The following is a 22119-nucleotide window of genomic DNA, read 5'->3' on the forward strand; positions in this document are numbered from 1 at the left end:
CCGGTGGCGCACGGGCCGGCTCAGTCCTGCTCGGCGCCCACCGGGGCCGGATCGGGCTGCGCGGCCTTGCGGCGGCGGCGCCAGATCTCGAGGGCGATGGGGATGACCGAGGCCGCGACGATCAGCACCGAGAGGATGTCGATGTTCTTGGCGATGAACTCCACGTGGCCGAGCCACACGCCCAGCAGCGTGATGGACACCGACCATGCGACGCCGCCGAGCACGTTCCAGCCGACGAACCGGCGGTAGGGGTAGTGCGCCATGCCCGCCGCGAGCGGGACGTAGGTGCGCACGATCGGCACGAACCGGGCCAGCACGAGGGCGCGGCCGCCGTAGCGGCCGAAGAACTCCTCGGCGCTGTCGAGGTAGGAGAGCTTGAGCACGCGCGCGTCGGCGCGGAACCAGCGCTTGCCGACGAACCGCCCGAGCAGGTACCCGGCCTGGTCGCCGCCCACCGCCGCGGCCGCGACGACGAGCATGAGCACGGGCAGGCTCAGCCCCAGCTGGGCGTGGAGGAGGCCCACGGTGAACAGGAGGGAGTCGCCGGGGAGGAAGGGGAAGAGCAGGCCGGACTCGATGAAGACCATGAGGGCGACCACGCCGAGGACCCAGGGGCCGGCTCCGGTCAGGAGTGCAGTGGGATCGAGCATGGGGGATCAGCGGCTTTCGAGTCGGGTGATGAAGGGCACCTTGGCGAGCACCGGCGGGACGAGGCGGTTCCAGAGGCCGGCGAAGAGGAAGATCCCGGCAATCGAGGCGGGGAAGGAGACGAGGACGTCCATCGGGTAGTGCATACCCACGTAGACGCGGGTCCACGCAACGAAGACGGACGCCGCGAACCCGACGACGAGCACCCAGACCCCCCAGCGCGTGTGCCTCAGGAGGAAGTACAGCGCGATGGTGAGCGAGACGGCGAAGCAGACGTGGCCGCTCGGGAAGCTGTTGGGGTCCATGGCATTGGAGATGGGGTGCGCGAGGAGGCCCTGGTCGGGCCGCTGGCGGTGCACCGCGTACTTGAAGATCAGGCTGTAGACCCAGCCGAAGCCCGTGATGCCGACGACGGCGAGGGCGTCCACCGGGGTGCGCCGCACGAACCACAGAGCCGCGAGCACTACGACGAGGATCACGATGGCGCCCTTGGGGCCGAGGATCTGCTCGAGGGCCAGGGAGACGGTGTCCATCCACGGCACATGGTGCAGGCTCATCCACGCGTCGACGTTGAATTCGGCGTTGGTGTAGGCGCTCGTGGTGGCGGCGAAGCCCAGGGCCAGCACCACGACGCTCATCGCGAGGGGCACGAGGATCCAGTGCTTGAGCGTGGGCAGGTGGAGGAGCCGGCTGCGGGCCGGGAGGTCGGCCCAGGCGCTCGGCCGGGGAGACGCGTCGTGGGAGGTCGTCATGGCCCCATCATGGGGCCGGCGGTCTAAGACGGTTCTAAGAACCCGTGCTCCGCCGGCCCGGGGCCAGCGGCGGCACGATCGTGCCGGTTCCAGGTCGTCGCTGTGGCTTGACTCACACCGCGGGCCCGCGCAAGCTGGACAGCGGAACGTTCGTGCCGGTACTTCCGTCGCGGCGCGGAGCCCGGATGGGGTCGGGCGGGGAGCGGGGGAGGCGTGTGGGCAAGCTCAGCAGGACGGTCGCCGGTGAGGTGAGGGCCCGCCGTCGGGCGCTCGGACTGACACAGCAGGACCTCGCGGAACTCGCCGGCGTGAGCGAGCGGTTCGTCCGCTTCGTCGAGCAGGCCAAGGCCAGCGTCCAGCTCGACGCCCTCGAAGCGGTCCTCGACGCGCTCGGGCTCGAGCTGCGCCTCGCCGGCCGGGGCGGGGCCCCGTGACCCGGCACCGCATCGCCGACGTCTACAAGGCGGGCTTCCTCGCTGCCCGGATCGAGCGCTTCGAGGGGGGACCCGCTTCGCCTACCTGCCCGGCTACGTCCTCTCCGGCGGCGAGCCGGTCGCGAGCACCCTGCCGCTCACGGGCCGCCCGGTCGTGACCGGCGCCGGCGCCGTGCCGCCGTTCTTCACCGGTCTCCTGCCGGAGGGCCGGCGCCTTGCCTCGCTGCGCCGCGCGGTCAAGACCAGCGCCGACGACGAGCTCGGGCTCCTCATGGCCGCCGGCGCGGACCCCGTGGGAGACGTGCAGATCGTCCCCCATGGCGAGCCGCTCCCCGGCGTGGGCGCCGCCACGGGCCCCGGCATTCCGGACGGCACAGGCACCCCGGAGGGCACAGGCGCCCCGGACAGCACACGCGGCCGTCCCGAGGAGCAGGCGGTGGTGCTGGACCCGCGCCGCACCCCGGACTTCGCCCGCCTCCTGGACGATCCGAACCTCGTGGACCCCAAGGCGCTCGCCGGCGTGCAGGACAAGGTCAGCGCGGGGATGATCTCGGTGCCCGCGGCCCAGTCCGGGCGCAGCTACATCCTCAAGCTCAACGCCCCCGAGTTCCCGCACGTGGTCGAGAACGAGCACCTCATGTACCGCTATGCGGTGAGGCTGCGGATCCCGGTGAGCCCGGTCAGGCTCGTGCACGACGTCGCGGGGAGGGCCGGGCTGCTCGTCGAGCGCTTCGACCGGCCGCCCCGCGAGGCGGGCGCGGCGGGGGCCGGCGTCCTCCGCCTGGCGGTCGAGGACGGCTCCCAGCTTCTCGGCCTGTACCCCGCGGACAAGTACAACGTGAGCTACGAGGAGCTCTGCAGCGTGGTGGCCGCCCACTGCGCCGCGCCGCTGCCGGCGCTGCGGAGCCTCGCCCTCCAGGGCGCCTTCGCGTGGCTCACCGGCAACGGCGACCTGCACGCCAAGAACGTCTCGGTGGTCCGCGGGCTCGCGGTGCCGGGGGAGTGGGCGGTCGCCCCCGTCTACGACATCCCCTCGACCGTGCCCTACGGGGACAAGTCGCTCGCCCTGCCGCTGGGAGGCAAGCGCACGGGGATTTCCCGGCGCCACTTCCTCGCCTGGGCGCACGAGCTCGGGCTCCCGGCCCGCGCGGCGGAGGGGGTGCTCGCCGTCGCCCTGCGGGCGGCCGGCCCGCTCGTGGCGGACCTGCAGGCGGCCGACGGCGGCCCCTCGCCGTTCGCGGCCGCCGTCACCCGCGCGTGGGTGAAGGAACTGCGGCACCGCCGCCGCCTCATGGAGGGCTGAGGGGCCGCCGCAGACCCCGCAGACCGGGGACGTTCGGGGCCCTAGGCGGCGGGAAGTCACAGACGGTCACAGTCTTCGGGCCCCCTCTCAGGCGCCCCTACACTCGTGCCATAGGTCATGAGTGCCAGCGCCAAACCCCGGTTCGCTGGCCGGCAACCCTCCGCCGCGGTGGGGTGCCCCGGGTGAAGACCTGGGCCGGCGAGAGCCGCCGGTCAAGCGCAGCGCAAAGGAGCTTGCTATGTCCAGCAACCCCCAGTGGTCCTTCGAGACCCGCCAGATCCACGTCGGTCAGACCCCGGACGCCGAGACCGGAGCCCGGGCCCTGCCGATCTACCAGACCACCTCGTTCGTGTTCCCGAGCGCCGAGAGCGCCGCGAACCGCTTCGCCCTCGCCGAGCTCGCCCCCATCTACACGCGCATCGGCAACCCGACCCAGGACGCGGTCGAGCAGCGCATCGCGAGCCTCGAGGGCGGCGTCGCCGCGCTCCTGCTCTCCTCGGGCCAGGCGGCCACCACCTACTCGCTCCTCAACGTCGCCGAGGCGGGCGACCACGTGGTGGCGAGCGCGAGCCTGTACGGCGGCACGTACAACCTGCTCAAGCACACGTTCGCCAAGTTCGGCATCGAGGTCACGTTCGTCGAGGACCCGGACAGCCTGGACGAGTGGAAGGCCGCGGTCCGGCCGACCACGAAGGCGTTCTTCGCCGAGTCGATCTCCAACCCGCGGCAGAACGTCCTCGACATCGAGGCCGTCGCCGGTGCCGCGCACGCGGCCGGGGTGCCGCTCATCATCGACAACACCGTGGCGACGCCGTACCTCGTGCGCCCGCTCGAGCACGGCGCCGACGTCGTGGTCCACTCGGCCACCAAGTACCTCGGCGGCCACGGCTCCGCGATCGCGGGCGTGATCGTGGACGGCGGCAGCTTCGACTTCGCCCAGGACCCCGAGCGCTTCCCGGGCTTCAACACGCCGGACGAGAGCTACAACGGGCTCGTGTTCGCCCGCGACCTCGGCGTCGGCGGCGCCCTCGGGGCCAACCTCGCGTACATCCTCAAGGCGCGGGTCCAGCTGCTCCGCGACCTCGGCTCCGCGGTCTCCCCGTTCAACGCCTTCCTCATCGCCCAGGGCCTCGAGACCCTCTCGCTGCGCGTCGAGCGCCACGTCGAGAACGCCCAGAAGGTCGCGCGCTGGCTCGAGGCAAGGGCCGACGTCGAGTCGGTCGCCTACGCGGGCCTGGCCTCGAGCCCGTGGCACGCGCTCGGGAAGAAGTACGCCCCGAAGGGCACCGGCGCGATCGTGTCCTTCGAGCTCGCCGTGAACGACGGCGCGGACCCCGCCGCGGCGGGAGCGGCCTTCGTCGACGCCCTGTCGCTGCACTCGCACGTGGCCAACATCGGCGACGTCCGCTCGCTCGTGATCCACCCGGCCTCCACCACCCACGCCCAGCTGACCGCGGAGCAGCAGCGGGCCGCGGGCGTCACCCCCGGCCTGGTGCGCCTCGCTGTCGGGCTCGAGGCCATCGACGACATCCTCGCCGACCTCGAGGCGGGCTTCGCCGCCGCCGGGGCCGTTGGGCAGTCCCAGGCCGGCGCCCGGCAGGGGGAGGCCGTCGCGGAGCCCGTCGCGTGACGCTCCTCGACCGCCCGGGCGTGCCCGGCTCAGCTGCCGCGCGCCGCGGCGAGCGCACGACGGCGCCGCGGCAGGACGGCGTCGTGCTCACCGCCGGCGTGGGGGCCCTCCAGCTCGAGGCCGGCGGCGCGCTGCCCGAGGTCGAGCTCTCCTACGAGACGTGGGGCACGCTCGACGCGGACGCCTCCAACGCCGTCCTGATCCAGCACGCCCTCACCGGAGACACGCACGTGGCCCAGGGCCACGGGGCCGAACCCGGCTGGTGGGACGCGCTCGTGGGGCCGGGCAAGCCGGTGGACACCGAGAAGTACTTCGTCGTCGCGGCCAACATGCTCGGCGGCTGCTACGGCAGCACCGGGCCCAGCAGCCTCGACCCCGAGGGCGTCCCGTGGGGGTCGCGGTTCCCGTTCGTGACGATCCGCGACTCGGTCCGCGCCGAAGCCCGGCTCGCCGACCGGCTCGGGGTCCGGCGGTGGCACGCCGTGCTGGGCGGGTCCATGGGCGGTGCCCGGGCCCTCGAGTGGGCCGCCATGTACCCCGATCGGGTGCGGCACTGCGTCGTCGTCGCCATCGGGGGGTACTCCACTGCCGAGCAGATCGCACTCGCGCAGGCCCAGCTCCTCGCCATCCGCCAGGATCCGGCGTACCGCGGCGGCGACTACTACGGCGGCCCCGAACCGGTGGCAGGCCTCGGCCTGGCCCGGCGCATCGCCCACATCTCCTACCGGTCCGAGGCCGAGCTGAACTTCCGGTTCGGCCGCCGCGGCCAGGGCGCCGAGAATCCGCTCGAGGCGCCCGGCGGCGCGGCAGAGCGGGGGCGCTACCAGGTGGAGAGCTACCTCGACCACCAGGCGGACAAGCTCGTGGGCCGCTTCGACGCCAACAGCTACGTGGCGCTCACCGAGGCGCTCATGAGCCACGACGTCGGCCGCGGCCGCGGCGGGATGCAGCGCGCCCTCGCGGGGGCCAGGGCCGAGTTCTTCCTGGCCTCGGTGAACTCCGACCGGCTCTACTTCCCGGAGCAGAGCGATGAGCTCGCGCGCGCCCTGCCCGGCGAGGTCCCGGTGCACTCGATCGATGCGAAGATCGGCCACGACGGCTTCCTGACGGAGATCGGCCAGCTCGGCGCGGAACTGCGCCGGCGCGTCTTCACGCTCTGAGCCCGCCGGGGCGCCCCGCAGCCCACGGGCGCACCCCATCGGCGGAGGCACAGGAATCACACAGCTTCCTCCCGCCCAAGCTACAAGTGCGTCCTCCATGCTGGAAGAAGACCAGAGGAGGACCAGATGGGTGAGAGCATCCGCGAAACGGGCCGGCGCCGGGCGCGCCTGGCCGCTGTGGCCGTCGGCGCCACCGGCGTCTTCGGCGTCGGCGCGATCGCTGCCGCCGTGTACGTCCCGGCCGTTGTCCAGAACGTCACGACCCCCGGCTCCTCGGACGACTCCGGCCAGAGCGGGGTGTCGGGGCAGGACGGCAGCGGGACCAACAGCGCCCCGCTGGACAACGGCGGCACGCGCCACAGCCGCTACCAGCAGTACCAGTCCGGCACGCAGGGCCTTGCGCCGTCCCAGGGCGGGGGCCCCATGGGCCAGTCCTCAGGGTCCTGAGATGGCGGCCCACGCCGACTTCGAGGCGTTCACCTGCGACTGCCGGGTGGCCGTCGCGGACTCCTCGGCCCTCCCCGCCGCCCTCGCCAGCGTCACGGCACTCCTGCGCCGCGTCGACCAGGCGGCCAGCAGCTACCGCGCCGACTCCGAGCTCGCCGTGCTCCAGCGCTCCGGCGGCGGCACGGTGAGCCCGCTGCTCGCGCACCTGATCCGCGCTGCGCTCGACGTCGCCGAACGCAGCGGGGGCGACGTCGTCCCGACCCTCGGGCGCGAGCTCACCTCCTTGGGGTTCGGCCCGCTGGAGGAGGACGCGGCCCCGGAGGCCCCCGTCCTCCGGCCGGCCGAGAGCTGGCGCGGCATCAGCCTGGAGGGCAACGAGCTGACGCTGCCGCGCGGCGTCGTCCTCGATCTCGGCGCGACGGCGAAGGCCGCCGCCGCAGACCTCGCCGCCCGCGGCCTCCGCGACGAGCTCGGCACCTCCGTCCTCGTCTCGCTCGGCGGCGACATCGCCACGGCCGGCGACGACGCGTGGGAGATCCTCGTCCAGGACCTCCCCGGCGATCCCGCGACCCAGGTCCGGCTGACGGGCGGGTGGGCCATGGCCACGTCGAGCACCCAGAAGCGCCGCCGCGGGGCCTCGGTGCACCACATCCTCGACCCCTGGACGGCGCTGCCCGCTCCCGCGACCTGGCGCAGCGTCACCGTCGCGGCCCCCGACTGCCTGAGCGCGAACATGGCCAGCACCGCCGCGATCGTGCGCGGACCCGCGGCGGTCGCGCGGCTGCGCGAGTCGGGATTCCCCGCGCGCCTCGTCAGGGACGACGGCGGCGTGATCGAGCTCGGCGGCTGGCCCGCGCCGCGCACCGGGGCCGACGCGCCCCTCGCAGCGGGGGCGCGCGGATGAACGAGATCATGTGGGCCATCGGACGGGCCGGCGGGATCGTCTCGCTCGGCCTCTTCACCCTGGTGCTCGTGCTCGGGATCGTGAGCCGGTCGGGGCGCCCGCTCCTCGGGCTGCCCCGCTTCTCCGTCGCGCTCGTCCACCGCAGCACCGCCCTCACCGCCGTGGTCTTCCTGGCCCTGCACGTGGGCACCCTCATGCTCGATCCGCACGCCAAGCTCGCACTCCCCGATGTGGTGGTCCCGTTCATCGCCGCCTGGAACCCCTTCTGGGTAGGCCTCGGGACGGTGGCACTCGACCTCGTGCTCGCCCTCGTGGTGACGGGGCTGCTGCGCCAGCGCCTCGGCCAGCGGGTGTTCAGGACCATCCACTGGGCGGCGTACGGCATGTGGCCGATCGGCCTCGCGCACGCCCTCGGCACCGGCACCAACGCGGTGGACCTGTGGTTCCAGGCCTACGCGTGGGGCTGCGCCGGCGCCGTGGCCTGTGCCGTCGTCTGGCGCCTGAGCGCGGGATTCGCCGAAACGTCCGCGGCGCGGCTCGGGCGAGCCTGAGAGGAACGGCCCACTCCATGGAAGCGACAACCGAGACGGACATCAGACTCCCCGCCCTCGGCACCGGCCGGCTCTTTGCCGCAGCCGGCCCCGGCAGGGCGGCCCACGAGGCGGCCTACGGCGCGCGCCGCGACGACTGGACCCGCGAGGCACTGCTCACCGAGCTCGAGGCCTCCGGCCTTGCCGGCCGCGGCGGAGCGGGCTTCCCCGCCTGGCGCAAGCTCTCCTCCATCAGCGGGCGCCGGCCCGTGGTCATCGCCAACGGCGCCGAAGGCGAGCCCGTGAGCCGCAAGGACGCCGCACTCCTGCGCCGGGCCCCGCACCTCGTGCTCGACGGCCTCCTCGACGCCGGGGAGGCGCTGGGCGCCTCGCAGCTGTTCGTCTATGCCCCCGCGGACGCGCTCGCGGCCGTGGCCGAGGCCGTGGCGGAACGCCGGGACGCCCGCCGCGTCCGGCTCGTCGAGGCCCCGCGGACGTTCATCTCCGGCGAGGCCACGGCGGTGGTCTCCGCCCTCGAGGGCGGCCCTGCCCTCCCGCGGGACACGACCGTGCGCCTGAGCACCAGCGGATACCGCGGGCAGCCCACGCTCCTGCACAACATCGAGACCCTTGCGCAGCTCGCCCTCGTGGCCCGCTACGGGTCCGCCTGGTTCCGCAGCACCGGCACCCGGGAAGACCCCGGCACGAGGCTCGTGAGCCTGGCAGGCGATGTGCCCGCCGACGCGGTGCTCGAGGTCCCCGGCGGCGCGACCGTCCGCGAGATCCTCCAGGCCGGGGGAGTGGACGCCGCGTCCACCGCCGCCGTCCTCGTGGGCGGGTTCCACGGCGCGTGGGTCCCCGCCGGCGGCTTCGACCGACCCATGACGGCGGCGGGCCTCGCCCGCTACGGCGGCCGCCCGGGCGCGGGGGTGCTCCTCGCAGTCGCGAAGGGGCGGTGCGGCCTGACGGCCGCGGCGCCGATCGCGCGCTACCTCGCCGACAGCTCGGCGCAGCAGTGCGGCCCCTGCATGTTCGGCCTGCCCGCCATGGCTGCCGTCGTGGAGCGGATCGCCGCGGGCGAGCGCACCCCGTGGCTCGCCTCGGAGGCCGAGCGGCTCGCGGGCCTCGTCACCGGCCGCGGCGCCTGCCGGCACCCCGACGGGGCCGCCGGATTCGTCCGGAGCACCCTGTCGGTCTTCCGCGACGAGGTCCACGCGCACCTCGGCGGGGCCTGCGTCCAGGGGTGGCAGCGATGAGCCGCACGCAGCTCGAGCTGCACATCGACTTCACCCGCTGCGAGGGGCGGGGGCTCTGCACGGAGCTCCTCCCCGAACTCCTCGTCCGCGACGACTGGGGCTACCCCGTGGGCCGCGGAGGGCGCGACGTGCCGGTCCCCGGCGCACTGGGCGGGGCCGCCCAGGACGCGGTGGACCTGTGCCCCGTCCAGGCGCTCCTGCTGCGACGCGTCAGCCGCGCATGACCTCTCAGCCGCGCATGACCTCGTTGCGCGCCTTCATGTACTCCTCGAGCGAGATCTTCTGCTCGGAGAACTGCCGGTCGAGCTCCGCGAGCTTCTTGGCGCGGTAGCCCTGCGGCGCATCATCCGGCGCCCCGGGCTCCACCGATGCCGTTGCCGCCGGCCGAGCCGGCCGAGCCGGGGCTCCGGCCTGGCCCTGCGGGGTGGACTGTGCCTGCGGGTTGGGCTGTGCCTGCGGAGCAGGCTGTGACTGCTGTGTCGGCTGGCCGGGGAAACCGGGGGGCAGGGGCTGCTGCCACCACGGCACGTCCGGCCGGGCCGGGCTCTGGCCCTCCGGAATCCCGCCCTGCGGGTACTGGCCGCCCTGGGGATACTGGGCGCCCTGGGGATGCTGGGCGCCCTGGGGAGACTGGCCACCCTGGGGAGACTGGGGGTACTGGCCGGGCTGCGGATACTGCGGATACTGGCCGTACTGGTCCCGGCCGTACTGGTCCCCGCGGTCCCGGGGGTACGGCGGGCGCCCCGTCCCGGGTCCGGGCTGGCGCATCTTCCGCATCACCATGGGGATCACCCACCAGAAGATGACGACCCAGAAGATCCAGTTCCCACTCATGCCACCAGCCTACGCCGCCACCTGAGGGCCAGCTGTGGGCCGTCTGGGCAGATCCCCGCGCGCGGCTCGGGTCAGCTCGGTTCGCCCGAGCCGAGGGGAGCTCCCGCGCCGAAGACGGGCCCCGCCGTCGGCCGCTTCGCCGAGATGCCGTCCCCGCTCGACTTGTGCCGCAGCCTCCGGATCACCCACGGGACGAAGTACTCCCGCGCCCAGACAAGGTCCTCGGTCCGGGCCGTACGCCAGGTGCGCACGGGAGTCGGGCTCGGGTCCATCGGCTCGAGGCCGTGGCGGACATTGAGGGTCTCGAGGGCCATGATCGCGATGGTGTGGTGGCCGAGTGGGGAGAAGTGCAGCCGGTCGGTGTCCCACATGCGCGGATCGGAGAGCTGGCGCAGGCCCCACATGTCGGCCACGACGGCGTCGTGCCGCGCCGCAACCACACGCAGGTTCTCGTTGTAGATGGCGACCTTGCCGCGGATGGCCGAGAGCACGGGGGTCGAGCCGATGTCCGGGCCGTTGAAGAGGAGCACCGTGGCGCCCGCGTCGGCGAGGCGTCCCACGGCGGAGTCGAGCCGGAGCGCGAGGGCATCGGGATCGCTCCCCGGCCGCAGCAGGTCGTTGCCGCCAGCCGAGACCGACACGAGGTCCGGTCGGAGCTCGAGGGCCGGCTCGAGCTGCTCGTCCAGGATGCGGCCCAGGAGGCGCCCCCGGATCGCAAGGTTCGCGTACGCGAAATCCTCGGTGCCGTGCGAGAGCTCCTCGGCCAGCCGGTCCGCCCAGCCGCGGTGGCGCCCCGGGTTCTGCGGATCGGGATCGCCGATCCCCTCGGTGAAGGAGTCCCCGAGCGCCACGTACCGGTGCCACGGGTGCCGGCGCCCCTCCGGGAGACCGATTTCTGCTGGGGCCTCGCGTTCGACGGTCATGGCTGCAATTATGCCGCGCAAGTAACCTGAACGGTCTTTCAGATAGGCAGTGCCGCGCTCGGCGAGAATAGTTGATGCTTCAACTATGTGTCACAATGGGGACATGACTGATGCCCCTGCCGACGCCCGGCGCGCCGCCTTCCCCGCCCACTACCCCGAGCACGTCGCCCTGTGGAACCGCCCCGAGGAGGACCGGGAGGGCACGCCGCTCCTCGTGCTGCTCCACGGCTACGGCTCCAACGAGGCCGACCTCATGGGCCTCGCCCCCTACGTCCCCGCGCAGTTCACCGTCGCCTCGCTGCGCGCGCCGCAGGAGCTGGCCCCCGGGGCGTACCAGTGGTTCCCGCTCATGGCCGCGCAGGACTTCACCATGGACGCCGTCGAGGCCGCCACCGAGTACGTCCTCGCCTGGCTGGATGACGTGCGCGGCCGGCACAGCTCCGTGACCGTGCTCGGCTTCTCGATGGGGATGGCCATGGCGACCTCCCTCGTGCGGCGCCGCCCGCACGACTTCGCGGCCGTGGTGGGCCTGTCCGGCTTCGCTGTCGATCCGTCCTCAGCCGGCGCCCCGGCGGAGGACTACGGCTACTTCCTCGACGGGGACCTCGACGGGACGCTCCCCATGTTCTGGGGCCGCGACCAGGCCGACCCCGTCATCACGCAGGACAAGGTCGAGTACACGATGGGCTGGGTGCGCAGCCACGTGCAGCTGACCAAGGTCACGTACCCGGGAATCGGGCACAGCGTCAGCGCGCCCGAGATCGCCCACGTGAAGGAGTTCCTCGAGCTCTCGGTCCTCAAGGGCTGAGCCCCGCGGGGCGCGACGGCGGCTGCCCGCCTCGGGCGGCTGCCCAGCCTCGCGCTCAGGCCGGGCCGGCGCTCCGGCCGGGCCAGGCGCTCCGGTCAGGACTGCGGCACGAGGCGGACGCGCTGGCCGTTGACCTCGACCGAGTCGCCGACCCCCAGCTGCCGCCCGCGGCGCTCCTCGATCTCCCCGTTGACCTTCACCAGGCCGTGGCGGATGAGCTCTGCGGCCTCGACGCCGTCCTCGACGAGCGAGGCGAGCTTGAGGAGCTGTCCGAGCCGGATCGTCCCCTCGCGGATCTCGACGGTCTCCTCGGCGCCGCTGCCCTGGGACGGGGGCTGGCCGGTGGCACGGGAGGATTCGCGGCGCGTCATGCTGCAACTCTAGGCTAGGCGGATGACTGATGCCCCCGCGCGCCCCTGCCCGTGTGGCTCGCAGCGGCCGTCCTGGCAGGCATCGCCATCCCGGCCCAGGGGCGCGTCAACGGCGCCCTCGGCCTCAGGGTCGGCGACGGGCTCGAGGCGGCGCTCGCGAGCTTCTCCACCGGGCTCGTCCTCTTGATCGGCATCGCCCTGGCACTCCCGTCCGGCCGGGCGGGCCTGAGCGAGATCGTGCCTTCGCTGCGTGGGGGCCGCGTCCCCTGGTGGTACCTCGGCGCGGGCCTGTTCGGGGCGCTGTTCGTCGTCGCCCAGACCTTCACCGTGGGAATCCTGGGCATCGCCGTGTTCACCATCGCCGCGGTCACCGGCCAGACCATCAGCGGTCTGCTCGTGGACCGGGTGGGCTTCGCGCAGGGGCGGAGGCGCCCGGTCACCGGAATCCGTCTCCTTGCCACGGTCCTCACGCTCGCCTCAGTCGCGTACACCGTGGCGCCCAAGCTCTCGGTCGCCGATCCCGCCGCGCTCCTCGCGGTCATCGTCCTCCCGGCGGCGGCAGGCTTCGGGCAGAGCTTCCAATCGGCCATGAACGGCGCAAGCGCCCGCGCGTACGGCAGTCCCCTCGCGGCCACGCTCATGAACTTCGTCTCGGGAATCGTGGGCCTCGCGCTCGCCTGGGGTGTCAAGCTCGCCGCCTCGGGCCCTGGCCGGCCGCTGCCCGGGGACTTCCCGGGGGACTGGTGGTACTACACCGGAGGCGTGCTCGGAGTCGTGTTCATCGGCGCGGCCGCCGTGCTCGTTCGGCACCTCGGCGTGCTCCTCACCGGCCTGGGCATGATCGGCGGCCAGCTCCTCGGCTCGCTCGCCCTCGATGCTGCGGCCCCGGTGCCGGGCAGTGTGGTTGCCCTTCCGACCGTGGTCGGCACCCTCGCCACGCTCGGGGCCATGGTCGTGGCGACCCTCCCGTGGGACCGGCGCCAGTTCCGCCGGTAGTCTTGGAGGCACACACCCGACGGACCGCACCCAGCGGCCTGAGCACTCTCGGAGGATTCCCCTTGGCACCCAAGACCGCACTGGACTCGATTGTCTCCCTGGCCAAGCGCCGCGGATTCGTCTACCAGGCGGGTGAGATCTACGGAGGGTCCCGCTCGGCGTGGGACTACGGTCCACTCGGCGTCGAGCTCAAGGAGAACATCAAGGAGCAGTGGTGGCAGACCTTCGTCCGCGGCCGCGAGGACATGGTCGGGCTCGACTCCTCGGTGATCCTGCCCAAGCAGGTCTGGGAGGCCTCGGGCCACGTCGCGACGTTCACCGATCCGCTCGTCGAGTGCCTCCAGTGCCACCACCGCTTCCGCCAGGACCACCTCATCGAGGCGTACGAGGCCAAGAAGGGCCGCGCGCCCGAGGAGGGCATGGACTCCATCACGTGCCCGAACTGCGGCACCGCCGGGAAGTGGACCGAGCCGCAGATGTTCTCCGGCCTGATGAAGACCTTCCTGGGCCCGGTCGACAACGCCGAGGGCCTGCACTACATGCGCCCCGAGACGGCGCAGGGCATCTTCGTCAACTTCAACAACGTCGTCACGACCTCCCGGAAGAAGCCGCCGTTCGGCATCGGCCAGATCGGCAAGGCCTTCCGCAACGAGATCACCCCCGGCAACTTCATCTTCCGCACGCGCGAGTTCGAGCAGATGGAGATCGAGTACTTCACCGCGCCGGCTGACGCCGACGCGTGGTTCAAGCACTGGGTCGACGCCTGCTGGAACTGGTTCATCGACCTCGGCATCAACCCCGAGAACATGCGCCAGTTCGACGTCCCCGAGGACGAGCGCGCCCACTACTCGGCGGGCACGATCGACATCGAGTACCGCTTCGGCTTCCAGGGCAACGAGTGGGGCGAGCTCATGGGCGTCGCGAACCGCACGGACTTCGACCTCTCGAGCCATTCGAAGGCCTCCGGCCACGAGCTCGCCTACTTCAACCAGGCCACCAATGAGCGCTACACGCCGTACGTGATCGAGCCCTCGTTCGGCCTCACCCGGTCCATGATGGCCTTCCTCGTCGACGCCTTCACCGAGGACGAGGCGCCCAACACGAAGGGCGGCGTGGACAAGCGCACGGTCCTGCGCCTCGATCCGCGCCTGGCCCCCGTCAAGGCCGCCGTCCTCCCGCTCTCGCGCAACGAGGACCTCTCGCCCAAGGCCCGCGACCTCGGCGCCGAGCTGCGGCGGCACTGGAACATCGAGTTCGACGACGCCGGCGCGATCGGCCGCCGCTACCGTCGCCAGGACGAGATCGGCACCCCGTTCTGCATCACCGTGGACTTCGACACCCTCGAGGACCAGGCCGTGACCATCCGCGAGCGCGACTCGATGAGCCAGGAGCGGGTCTCCCTCGACAAGGTGACCGGCTACCTGTTCGAGCGGCTCGGGAAGTGACCCGGGCGTGGCACAGCTGACCTACCGGCCCTGGCGCGAGGGCGACGACCGCACCCTGCTGCAGCTGTGGGGCGACGCCGAGGGCGCGTCGCCGGCGCAGTTCCGCGGTGCCTTCGCGCCGGACTCGGACGGTGCGGACGACGCCGCGCCGTCGCCTGCCGCCGCATGGCGCCGCTGCATCGTGGCGGAGGACCAGGGCATTCCCGTGGCGGCCGGCGTCGTCTACGAGGCGGCGCTCCATCCGGCGCGGCTGTGGGTGTACGTCGAGGTTGCCCGGGACCATCGTCGGGCAGGCATCGGGACCGAGCTCCTGCGGCGCCTGCGTGAGCGCACCGCCGACGTGCCCGCCCGCATCGCCGCGGCCGCGGGCGGAGGGGTCCCGCGCCTGCGCTCGAAGGTCGAGGCCGGGAGCGCGGGGGCGGCGTTCGCCGAGGCCAGCGGGTTCGGCCTGCTCCAGCGCTCCCGCGAGGTCGTCGTGCGGCCGGGGGCGCTCAAGCTCCCCGTCTTCGGCGACGGGCCGGCGGCGGAGACCGGGCTGGGCGATGACACTTCCCCGCTCGTCGAGGATCTGGCGACCGGCTCGGTCGAGCTGAGCGACGCCGTCGGCCGCTACTATGCCGCGGTGCACGAGTGGGACCCGCCGGCTGCGCTCAGCGTGGGCCGTGCCCAGCAGCTCTTCCTCTCTGACGCCGCGGGGGCCCACGGCGCCGTCGTGCTGCGAGCCCCGGCCGTGAGCGCGTTCGGCGCCGGGGTCGCGCCGTCGAAGAAGGGCCGGCTGCGGGCCTTCGCGGTGAGCTATGCCGGCCCGGCGAGCGCCGCCGCCGAACAGCCGAGCGAAGTGCTGCTCGGCCACGAGGTCCGTCTCGACCGGGCCGACGCCCAGGACGCGGTGCGCGGCCTCCTCGCGCTCGTGGCCTACCAGCATCCGGTGCGGCTCGAAGTCGACGACTCCATGGCCGCCGTGCGGGCCGCGGTCGATCCGCTGCTCGAGACGGGCACGGCAGAGCAGGTGGGGCCCGAGACCCTCACCGTCGGGGACTGACCGCCGGCTCCCGGCCCCGGGCGACTTACATCTTGTCGCGGTCGGGACGCAGCCCGTTCATGACGTCGCGAGCATCCCAGATGTCGCGCTCGGCCTCGGTCGGAGCCCCTCCGCCGAATTTCGCCGGCACCCACCACGCCCCGGCGGGGTGGCCCAGCGGGAAGTCGAGCACCGCGACGTCGGCGGCGGACTGGAGGGCCGTCTGGAGTCGCCGTCCGGCGTCCTCGGGGCCGGTGGTGCCGGCCACGTCCACGGGGGCGCCGAAGTGGATCCGGACCGGAGCCTGCCACAAGGCCCTGAGCGAGCCCGCCCCCCGCCTCGCCCTGGCCCCATGGCCCCGGGTCATGATGCGGTGGCCGCCCCAGACCGCCACGGGCACGAGGGGGACGCCGGTCTCGAGGGCCATCCGCACCGCACCGGTATGGCAGGCGCGCACGGTGAAGCTCCGGCTCACCCCGGCCTCGGGGAAGAGGGCAACGCTCCAGCCCGCGTCCAGGGTCCTCAGGGAGGCGTGGAGGCTCGCGTGGTTCGGCTTGCCCACGACGGCGAGCCCTCCGCAGGCATTGATCGCTGCGCCCAGCAGACGGCTGCGATAGGGGCGGGGGCCCACGAGGAACCGCAGCCTGTCCCGCCGGAGCTCCCACCACAGCAGGGCGACGGGAACGAAGTCGAGATACCCGAAGTGCGTGATGGTGAGGACAACCTGCCCCTCAGGGACGGCGTCGTGGCCCGTGGAGACGACGTCGACCCGAAACAGGTCCCGCAGGGCGGTGAACGCCAGGCGGGCCAGATCGTAAAGCCAGAAGTTGTCCGGCCGGAGACGGCGCGCCTGATCCGGGAGCCGCGGGCGGCCCGGAACGCGAGGTGTCGCCATGGCGCCCACCCTACAGGCGGCAGAGCCTCCGACGGGGGCTGCGTTGCTGGCAGGCGGCTCGCTGGCGGCTTGTCCACATAGGGCCTCTTCTCGGTTCCGGCCGGGCCGCCAGCTCCGTAGCGTCGGGAACCAGGTGCCGAAGGGGCACCGGACACCAGGGAACCCGGGGGTTGGCATGGCCAAGGCACAGCGCAATCGCACACGCAGAGGCGGGAGGACGCTGCCTGCTGGCCCCGGCGGGCTACCTGGACCCTCGGGCCCGAGCGGGCAGGGTGGACCTCGGGACCCGCATCTGCCCGAGTTCAGCCAGCGCCAGGCCGACGCCCTTACAGCCCACGCGGCAGAGGCCGTCCGCAGCCGCGGGTACCGGGCCAAGGACTGCGGGACGCACCTGGCCGTGACGGGAGGCCCCTTCACGGGCCCGGGCGCACAGCTGGGGTTCTCGACCATCGCCCGCGAGGCAGGGCGTCTTCCCGAAGCGGAGTGGGGCGCCATGGTCGCGGCCGTCGTCACCCAGATCCTCGACGTCGCCGTCCACGGCTGCCGAACCCGCGGCGGCCTCGGGTACGCGGGGCAGGCTCTGCGCGAACGGCTCTTCCCCCGCTTCGTGGCGCCAGAGCGGATGCCGCCGGGCCAGCTCGCCGAGGCCCACACGTACGCCCGCCACGTGGGAGGGCTGCCGCTGATTCTGGCCCTCCGCCACGACCAGGCCTCCCTCTACCTCGCCGACGACCACCTCGCCAAGGCGGGCGCCCCCGACGCGGCCTGGGCGGCCGCGGAGTCCAACCTCTTCGCAGCGGGCCTCGGGAGGGGAGAGGCCGTCGTCCGCGAGGGCACGGCCGTTCTGCTGCTCGAGTCCGATCATCCGCGCCAGGCATCGTGGATGGCCTATCCGGAGCGGCTCATGGACCACTTCGGGATCGAGCCCGGCCCCCTCGGGGTCCTCTTCAGCGTTCCGGCGCTGAGGATGATCGCCTTCACCGTGACCGAGGACAGCGTCTCGAGCGAGGGCATCCGTTCGATGCTCGAACTCAACGCCGTCCTCGCCCAGGACGAGGTGGCGCCGCTGAGTCCGCACGTCTACTGGTGGCGCCCGGGCGCCCCCATGCAGCAGGCAACGGCATGGGAGGACGGCGCGGTCGTCGTCTCCGCGCCCGCGGAACTGGTCCGCCTCCTCGGCGGACAGGACGGCTCACAGGACGGCAGGGCGGTCGCGTGAGAGGGGGCACGCCGCCCGCGCCCAGAGCGGGTGCGCCGGCGTTTTGCATCGCTTTGACACAATGGAGGGGTGACTGCTGTGCCAACCGTCCTTCCCGGAACCCCCTCGGGTGCCCCAGCCGAACCCGTTCGACTCGAGCTGCCGCCCCTGCACCTGGGGCGCCTCACCGTCGACACCCCCGTGGTGCTCGCGCCGATGGCGGGCATCACGAACACGGCCTTCCGGCGCCTGTGCCGCGAGTTCGGCGGGGGGCTGTACGTCGCGGAGATGGTCACCTCGCGGGCACTCGTCGAGCGGCACCCCGAGTCCCTGCGCATGATCAGGCACGACGACGATGAGGCCGTCCGCTCGGTGCAGCTCTACGGGGTGGATCCCGTCACCGTGGGCCAGGCCGTCCGCATGCTCGTCGAGGAAGACCTTGCCGACCACATCGACCTCAACTTCGGCTGCCCGGTCCCGAAGGTCACCAAGCGCGGAGGCGGCTCGGCCCTGCCCTGGAAGACGGACCTGTTCACGCAGATCGTCACCACCGCGGTCCGCGAGGCGGACCGGGGCGGCCTCCCGCTGACCGTGAAGATGCGCAAAGGCATCGACGAGGACCACCTGACCTACCTCGACGCCGGCCGGATCGCGCGGGACGCCGGCGTCGCCGCGGTGGCACTGCACGGGCGCACCGCGGCCCAGTTCTATTCCGGGACGGCGGACTGGAGCGCCATTGCCCGCCTGCGGGAGGCCCTCCCGGACGTGCCGGTGCTCGGCAACGGCGACATCTGGAGCGCCGAGGACGCGGTGCGCATGGTGCGCGAGACGGGGGTCGACGGGGTCGTCGTCGGGCGCGGCTGCCAAGGCCGCCCCTGGCTCTTCGGCGACCTGCAGGCGGCCTTCGAAGGCCGCGCGGACCGCATCCAGCCCGGACTTGCGGAGGTCGGCGAGGCGTTCTTCCGCCACGCGCAGCTCCTGGTCGAGTACTTCGAGGACGAGGGCAAGGCGCTGCGGGACATCCGCAAGCACGTCGCCTGGTACTTCAAGGGATACGCGGTGGGAGGGGAGCTGCGGGCCCGCCTCGCGCAGGTGAACACGCTCGAGGAGCTCCGCGGCCTCCTGGGCACGCTCGACGCGGACGCACCCTACCCGGGCGCCGATGCCGAGGGGCCGCGGGGCCGGGCGGGGTCGCCGAAGCGCCCCGCCCTCCCGGACCGCTGGCTCGAGAGCCGGACCATGGACAGCGCCCAGACCCGCGACATCGCCGCCGCAGAGCTGGACGTGTCCGGTGGCTGAGGCCGTCGCCGAGGGCACGCGCGGCTACGCGTCGCAGGACACGCAGCGCTGGGTCGAGGAACCGACCAAGAAGTCCTACCGCAGCGACTTCGAGCGGGACAGGGCCCGCGTCCTCCACTCGTCCGCCCTGCGCCGGCTCGGGGCGAAGACGCAGGTCGTCGCACCGGACACCGATGACTTCGTCCGCACCAGGCTGACCCATTCGCTCGAGGTCGCCCAGGTCGGCCGCGAGCTCGGGCGCGTCCTGGGATGCGATCCGGACGTCGTCGACGCGGCGTGCCTGAGCCACGACCTCGGCCACCCGCCGTTCGGCCACAACGGCGAGAGCGCCCTGAACGACATCGCCCACGCCATCGGCGGCTTCGAGGGCAACGCCCAGACCCTCCGCCTGCTGACGCGGCTCGAGCCGAAGGTCCTCGACGCCGCAGGGCGCCCCGCCGGGCTGAACCTGACGCGCGCGAGCCTGGACGCCGCGTGCAAGTACCCCTGGACCGCCGTCGACGCGCCGCTGGTCCACGGCCATCGCACCAGCAAGTTCGGCGCGTACGAGGACGACCTCCCGATCTTCTCCTGGATCAGGGACGGCGCCCCCACCGGGCGGTCGTGCATCGAAGCCCAGGTCATGGACCTCTCGGACGACATCGCCTACTCGGTCCACGACGTCGAGGACGCGATCGTGGCCGGGAAGTTCCAGCTGCGCTGGATGGAGAACCCGGACCACCGCGCCCGGGTCATCGGCTACACCCAGCAGTGGTACCTGCCGCACAGCGACGCCGCCGCCATCGACGCGGCGCTCGCCCGGCTCGAGGCGACCCCTGTGTGGGTCCGCGAGGCGGACGGCTCGCGGAGGTCCATGGCCGCGCTGAAGAACATGACGAGCCAGCTGATCGGGCGCTTCTGCGACAGCGCGCTCGCGCTGACCAGGGCCGCCTACGGGTCGGCGCCGCTCACGCGGTACAACGGCGAGGTCATGGTCCCGGAGGAGACGGTCCTGGAGATCGCGGTCATGAAGGGCCTCGCGACCACCTTCGTCATGACCACCGACCACCGGCAGCCTATCTACGAGCGTCAGCGCGAGGTCCTGCACGCCCTCGTCACCGCCCTGAGCGCCACCGGCGAGCGGCATCTCGAGCCGATGTTCGCCGCGGACTGGCGCGCTGCGGAGGACGACGGCGCGCGCCTGCGCGTCATCGTGGACCAGGTCGCCTCGCTCACGGACGGCTCCGCGCTGGCCTGGTACGAGCGCCTCGTGGGGAGCCTGCCGAGCCTGTGGTGAGCCCCGAAGATGCCGGGCAAGGACTGACGGCGGCAGTGGCTAAGGTAGATCCGTGGCTGGCCTGATCAAATCCGAGGACATCGCGGAAGTCCGCGCGCGCACGGACATCAGGGAGGTCGTCGACGGCTACGTGACCCTCAAGGGAGCGGGCATCGGCTCGTGGAAGGGCCTGTGCCCCTTCCACGACGAGCGCAGCCCCTCCTTCCACGTCCGCCCGCAGGTGGGCACCTATCACTGCTTCGGCTGCGGCGAGAGCGGCGACGTCATCAGCTTCCTGATGAAGATGGACCACACCGCGTTCGCCGAGACCGTGGAGAAGCTCGCGGCGCGCATCGGCTACGAGCTGCACTACGAGGAGGGCGCCGGCCCCCGGCGCGAGGAGGTCGGGCGTCGGCAGCGGCTGCTCGACGCCCACAAGATCGCCGCCGAATTCTTCCAGGCGCAGCTGCTGACGCCCGCAGCCGCGGCCGGGCGGCAGTTCCTGTTCGAGCGCGGCTTCGAGCGCAACGTCGCGGAGCAGTTCGGCGTCGGCTTCGCCCCCCAGGGGTGGGACTCCCTCCTGAAGCACCTGAGGTCCAAGGGCTTCCGCGACGACGAGCTCAAGCTGACGGGCATGTTCTCTGAAGGCAACCGTGGCCTCTACGACCGCTTCCGCGGCCGGCTCATCTGGCCCATCCGGGACATCACGGGGGACGTGATCGGGTTCGGCGCCCGCCGCCTCTTCGAGGACGACCAGGGGCCCAAGTACCTCAACACCCCGGAGACGACGCTCTACAAGAAGTCGCAGGTCCTCTACGGGATCGACCTCGCCAAGCGCAACATCGCCAAGAAGCGCCAGCTGGTCGTCGTCGAGGGCTACACCGACGTCATGGCCTGCCACCTCGCCGGCGTCGACACGGCGGTGGCCAGCTGCGGGACCGCGTTCGGCGCCGAGCACATCAAGGTCGCCCGCCGGCTCCTCTCCGACGACGGCACCGGGGGAGAAGTCGTCTTCACCTTCGACGGCGACGCCGCCGGCCAGAAGGCGGCGCTCAAGGCCTTCGATGAGGACCAGCGCTTCGTGGCCCAGACCTACGTGGCCGTCGAGCCGAGCGGCATGGACCCGTGCGAGCTGCGCCAGCACCGCGGCGACGCGGCGGTGGTCCAGCTCATCGGGACGCGGCGCCCGCTCTTCGAGTTCGCGATCCAGGCCACGCTCCGCAAGCACAACCTCGACTCGGTCGAGGGCCGGGTGTCGGCCCTGCGCGAGGCCGCTCCCGTCGTCGCCCAGATCCGCGACCCGGCGATCCGTCCCGCCTATGCCCGGGAGCTCGCGAAGTGGCTGGGGGTGCCCCTTGAGGACGTCACGCGGGCGGTGCAGTCGGCAGCCCGGCGGGGCGCGCCGTCGTCCGCGCCGCGCCAGGGACCGTCCCAGCAGGAGGGCCCCGCGCACGACGGCGACGGCGCGGCCCCCGCCGCCTTCTCGCCGGCCGCGTGGCGGCCGGACCCGCGCGACCCGGTCGCGGTCATGGAGCGCCAGGCACTCGAGGTCGTGCTGCAGCAGCCCCAGATGCTCGCCGACTCGGCCTGGACCGAGTTCGCCGCGGCGCGGTTCGCCGCGCCCGCCCACGCGGCCCTCCACGCCGCCATCGTGGCCGCGGGCAGGCCGGCGCCGCAGGAGCCGACCGCCGGCTGGATCGAACGGGTGCGCCACGAGCTGCCCGAGGCCCTGCGGCCCCTCATGGCCGAACTCGCCGTGACCCCGCTGCCGGCCACGACCGAGGAGTCCCTCGAGAGGTACTGCCGGGACATCCTCGCGGGGCTCGCCGAGCTCCAGATCACCGCCCAGAAGGCCGAGATGATGGGCCAGCTGCAGCGACTCGGCCCCGACAGCCCGCCGGAGGAGTACCAGCGGCTCAACCGGGCGCTGCTGGACCTCGAGCTGCGCCGCAGGGCCCTCCGTTCGCCCGACTGATCGGCCCGGAGGGCGCGTCGCGGCGGCCCCGGGCG

General features: G+C 73.0%; 23 protein-coding genes and 1 riboswitch. Of the genes, 17 read left to right on the forward strand and 6 right to left on the reverse strand.

The genetic code is table 11. The annotated features are described in order from the left end of the window. Positions 1-20: 20 nt before the first annotated feature. Both SA2016_RS07770 and SA2016_RS07775 read right to left on the reverse strand, forming a co-directional pair. Positions 21-650, reverse strand: coding sequence for a VTT domain-containing protein (locus SA2016_RS07770; RefSeq protein WP_066497121.1), 630 nt, complete (start codon positions 648-650; stop codon positions 21-23). 6 nt (positions 651-656) lie between these two features. Beyond that, positions 657-1400 carry a phosphatase PAP2 family protein gene (locus SA2016_RS07775; RefSeq protein WP_084249398.1) on the reverse strand — a complete coding sequence of 248 codons (744 nt, stop codon included), beginning with the start codon at positions 1398-1400 and terminating at the stop codon, positions 657-659. A gap of 215 nt (positions 1401-1615) precedes the next feature. Between SA2016_RS07775 and SA2016_RS07780 the strand changes: the two genes are divergently transcribed. From SA2016_RS07780 to SA2016_RS07820, 9 genes are all read left to right on the forward strand, one after another. Then, entirely contained in the window at positions 1616-1834 is a 219-nt protein-coding gene (locus SA2016_RS07780) for a type II toxin-antitoxin system Y4mF family antitoxin (protein WP_066497122.1), read from the forward strand. Between the two features lie 85 nt (positions 1835-1919). Next, entirely contained in the window at positions 1920-3137 is a 1218-nt protein-coding gene (locus tag SA2016_RS07785) for a type II toxin-antitoxin system HipA family toxin (RefSeq protein ID WP_169803100.1), read from the forward strand. Positions 3138-3250: 113 nt separating this feature from the next. Then, positions 3251-3362: riboswitch (SAM riboswitch) on the forward strand. 13 nt (positions 3363-3375) lie between these two features. Beyond that, a complete protein-coding gene (locus tag SA2016_RS07790; RefSeq protein ID WP_066497123.1) occupies positions 3376-4767 on the forward strand; it encodes a bifunctional o-acetylhomoserine/o-acetylserine sulfhydrylase in 1392 nt (463 codons plus the stop codon). A gap of 20 nt (positions 4768-4787) precedes the next feature. Then, entirely contained in the window at positions 4788-5927 is a 1140-nt protein-coding gene (gene metX, locus SA2016_RS07795; protein ID WP_066502177.1) for a homoserine O-acetyltransferase MetX, read from the forward strand. 126 nt (positions 5928-6053) lie between these two features. Further along, positions 6054-6374 (forward strand): hypothetical protein, encoded by a 321-nt coding sequence (locus tag SA2016_RS21750; RefSeq protein WP_066497127.1) that lies wholly within the window; start codon positions 6054-6056, stop codon positions 6372-6374. A gap of 1 nt (position 6375) precedes the next feature. Next, the gene (locus tag SA2016_RS07805) at positions 6376-7278 is read left to right on the forward strand and encodes an FAD:protein FMN transferase (RefSeq protein ID WP_066497129.1); all 903 of its coding nucleotides are present in this window, start codon (positions 6376-6378) and stop codon (positions 7276-7278) included. Continuing rightward, positions 7275-7829, forward strand: a complete 555-nt coding sequence (locus tag SA2016_RS07810) for a ferric reductase-like transmembrane domain-containing protein (RefSeq protein ID WP_229710969.1) — start codon at positions 7275-7277, stop codon at positions 7827-7829. Before SA2016_RS07805 ends, SA2016_RS07810 begins: the two co-directional genes overlap by 4 nt. 17 nt (positions 7830-7846) lie before the next feature. Then, complete coding sequence (locus SA2016_RS07815; RefSeq protein WP_066497131.1) at positions 7847-9064, forward strand: NADH-ubiquinone oxidoreductase-F iron-sulfur binding region domain-containing protein; 1218 nt, start codon at positions 7847-7849, stop codon at positions 9062-9064. Then, positions 9061-9288 carry a ferredoxin gene (locus SA2016_RS07820; protein ID WP_066497133.1) on the forward strand — a complete coding sequence of 76 codons (228 nt, stop codon included), beginning with the start codon at positions 9061-9063 and terminating at the stop codon, positions 9286-9288. The genes SA2016_RS07815 and SA2016_RS07820 overlap by 4 nt, the downstream gene beginning before the upstream one ends. 4 nt (positions 9289-9292) lie before the next feature. Here SA2016_RS07820 and SA2016_RS21400 read toward each other — a convergent pair whose 3' ends face one another. Both SA2016_RS21400 and SA2016_RS07830 read right to left on the reverse strand, forming a co-directional pair. Further along, positions 9293-9898, reverse strand: coding sequence for a hypothetical protein (locus tag SA2016_RS21400; protein ID WP_066497134.1), 606 nt, complete (start codon positions 9896-9898; stop codon positions 9293-9295). 71 nt (positions 9899-9969) lie between these two features. Then, positions 9970-10821 carry an SGNH/GDSL hydrolase family protein gene (locus SA2016_RS07830; protein ID WP_066497137.1) on the reverse strand — a complete coding sequence of 284 codons (852 nt, stop codon included), beginning with the start codon at positions 10819-10821 and terminating at the stop codon, positions 9970-9972. 103 nt (positions 10822-10924) lie between these two features. Between SA2016_RS07830 and SA2016_RS07835 the strand changes: the two genes are divergently transcribed. Then, positions 10925-11629, forward strand: a complete 705-nt coding sequence (locus SA2016_RS07835) for an alpha/beta hydrolase (RefSeq protein WP_066497138.1) — start codon at positions 10925-10927, stop codon at positions 11627-11629. A gap of 95 nt (positions 11630-11724) precedes the next feature. Here the strand turns inward: SA2016_RS07835 and SA2016_RS07840 are convergent, their stop codons facing one another. Further along, complete coding sequence (locus tag SA2016_RS07840; RefSeq protein WP_084249401.1) at positions 11725-12000, reverse strand: RNA-binding S4 domain-containing protein; 276 nt, start codon at positions 11998-12000, stop codon at positions 11725-11727. 51 nt (positions 12001-12051) lie between these two features. On the opposite strand from SA2016_RS07840, the gene SA2016_RS07845 reads away from it, so the two are divergent. The 3 genes from SA2016_RS07845 (at position 12052) to SA2016_RS07855 (ending at position 15483) form a co-directional block, all read left to right on the forward strand. Continuing rightward, positions 12052-12996 carry a DMT family transporter gene (locus tag SA2016_RS07845; RefSeq protein WP_257125856.1) on the forward strand — a complete coding sequence of 315 codons (945 nt, stop codon included), beginning with the start codon at positions 12052-12054 and terminating at the stop codon, positions 12994-12996. 62 nt (positions 12997-13058) lie between these two features. Then, positions 13059-14441: a glycine--tRNA ligase gene (locus SA2016_RS07850; protein WP_066497141.1), complete on the forward strand. Its 1383-nt coding sequence runs from the start codon at positions 13059-13061 to the stop codon at positions 14439-14441. Between the two features lie 7 nt (positions 14442-14448). Continuing rightward, on the forward strand, positions 14449-15483 hold the full coding sequence (locus SA2016_RS07855) for a GNAT family N-acetyltransferase (RefSeq protein ID WP_084249402.1): 1035 nt from the start codon (positions 14449-14451) through the stop codon (positions 15481-15483). Positions 15484-15508: 25 nt separating this feature from the next. On the opposite strand, the gene SA2016_RS07860 is transcribed toward SA2016_RS07855, so the two are convergent. After that, complete coding sequence (locus SA2016_RS07860) at positions 15509-16357, reverse strand: lysophospholipid acyltransferase family protein (RefSeq protein WP_066497142.1); 849 nt, start codon at positions 16355-16357, stop codon at positions 15509-15511. A 397-nt stretch (positions 16358-16754) separates the two neighbouring features. Between SA2016_RS07860 and SA2016_RS07865 the strand changes: the two genes are divergently transcribed. From SA2016_RS07865 to dnaG, 4 genes are all read left to right on the forward strand, one after another. Next, entirely contained in the window at positions 16755-17576 is an 822-nt protein-coding gene (locus tag SA2016_RS07865) for a hypothetical protein (RefSeq protein WP_066497144.1), read from the forward strand. A 78-nt stretch (positions 17577-17654) separates the two neighbouring features. Beyond that, positions 17655-18854: a tRNA dihydrouridine synthase DusB gene (gene dusB / locus SA2016_RS22195; protein WP_066497146.1), complete on the forward strand. Its 1200-nt coding sequence runs from the start codon at positions 17655-17657 to the stop codon at positions 18852-18854. After that, positions 18847-20130, forward strand: coding sequence for a deoxyguanosinetriphosphate triphosphohydrolase (locus SA2016_RS07875; protein WP_066497147.1), 1284 nt, complete (start codon positions 18847-18849; stop codon positions 20128-20130). The genes dusB and SA2016_RS07875 overlap by 8 nt, the downstream gene beginning before the upstream one ends. A 52-nt stretch (positions 20131-20182) precedes the next feature. Beyond that, positions 20183-22084, forward strand: coding sequence for a DNA primase (gene dnaG, locus SA2016_RS07880; RefSeq protein ID WP_066497148.1), 1902 nt, complete (start codon positions 20183-20185; stop codon positions 22082-22084). Positions 22085-22119: the final 35 nt, after the last annotated feature.

The organism is Sinomonas atrocyanea, assembly GCF_001577305.1.
In the GTDB taxonomy this organism is placed as follows: domain Bacteria; phylum Actinomycetota; class Actinomycetes; order Actinomycetales; family Micrococcaceae; genus Sinomonas; species Sinomonas atrocyanea.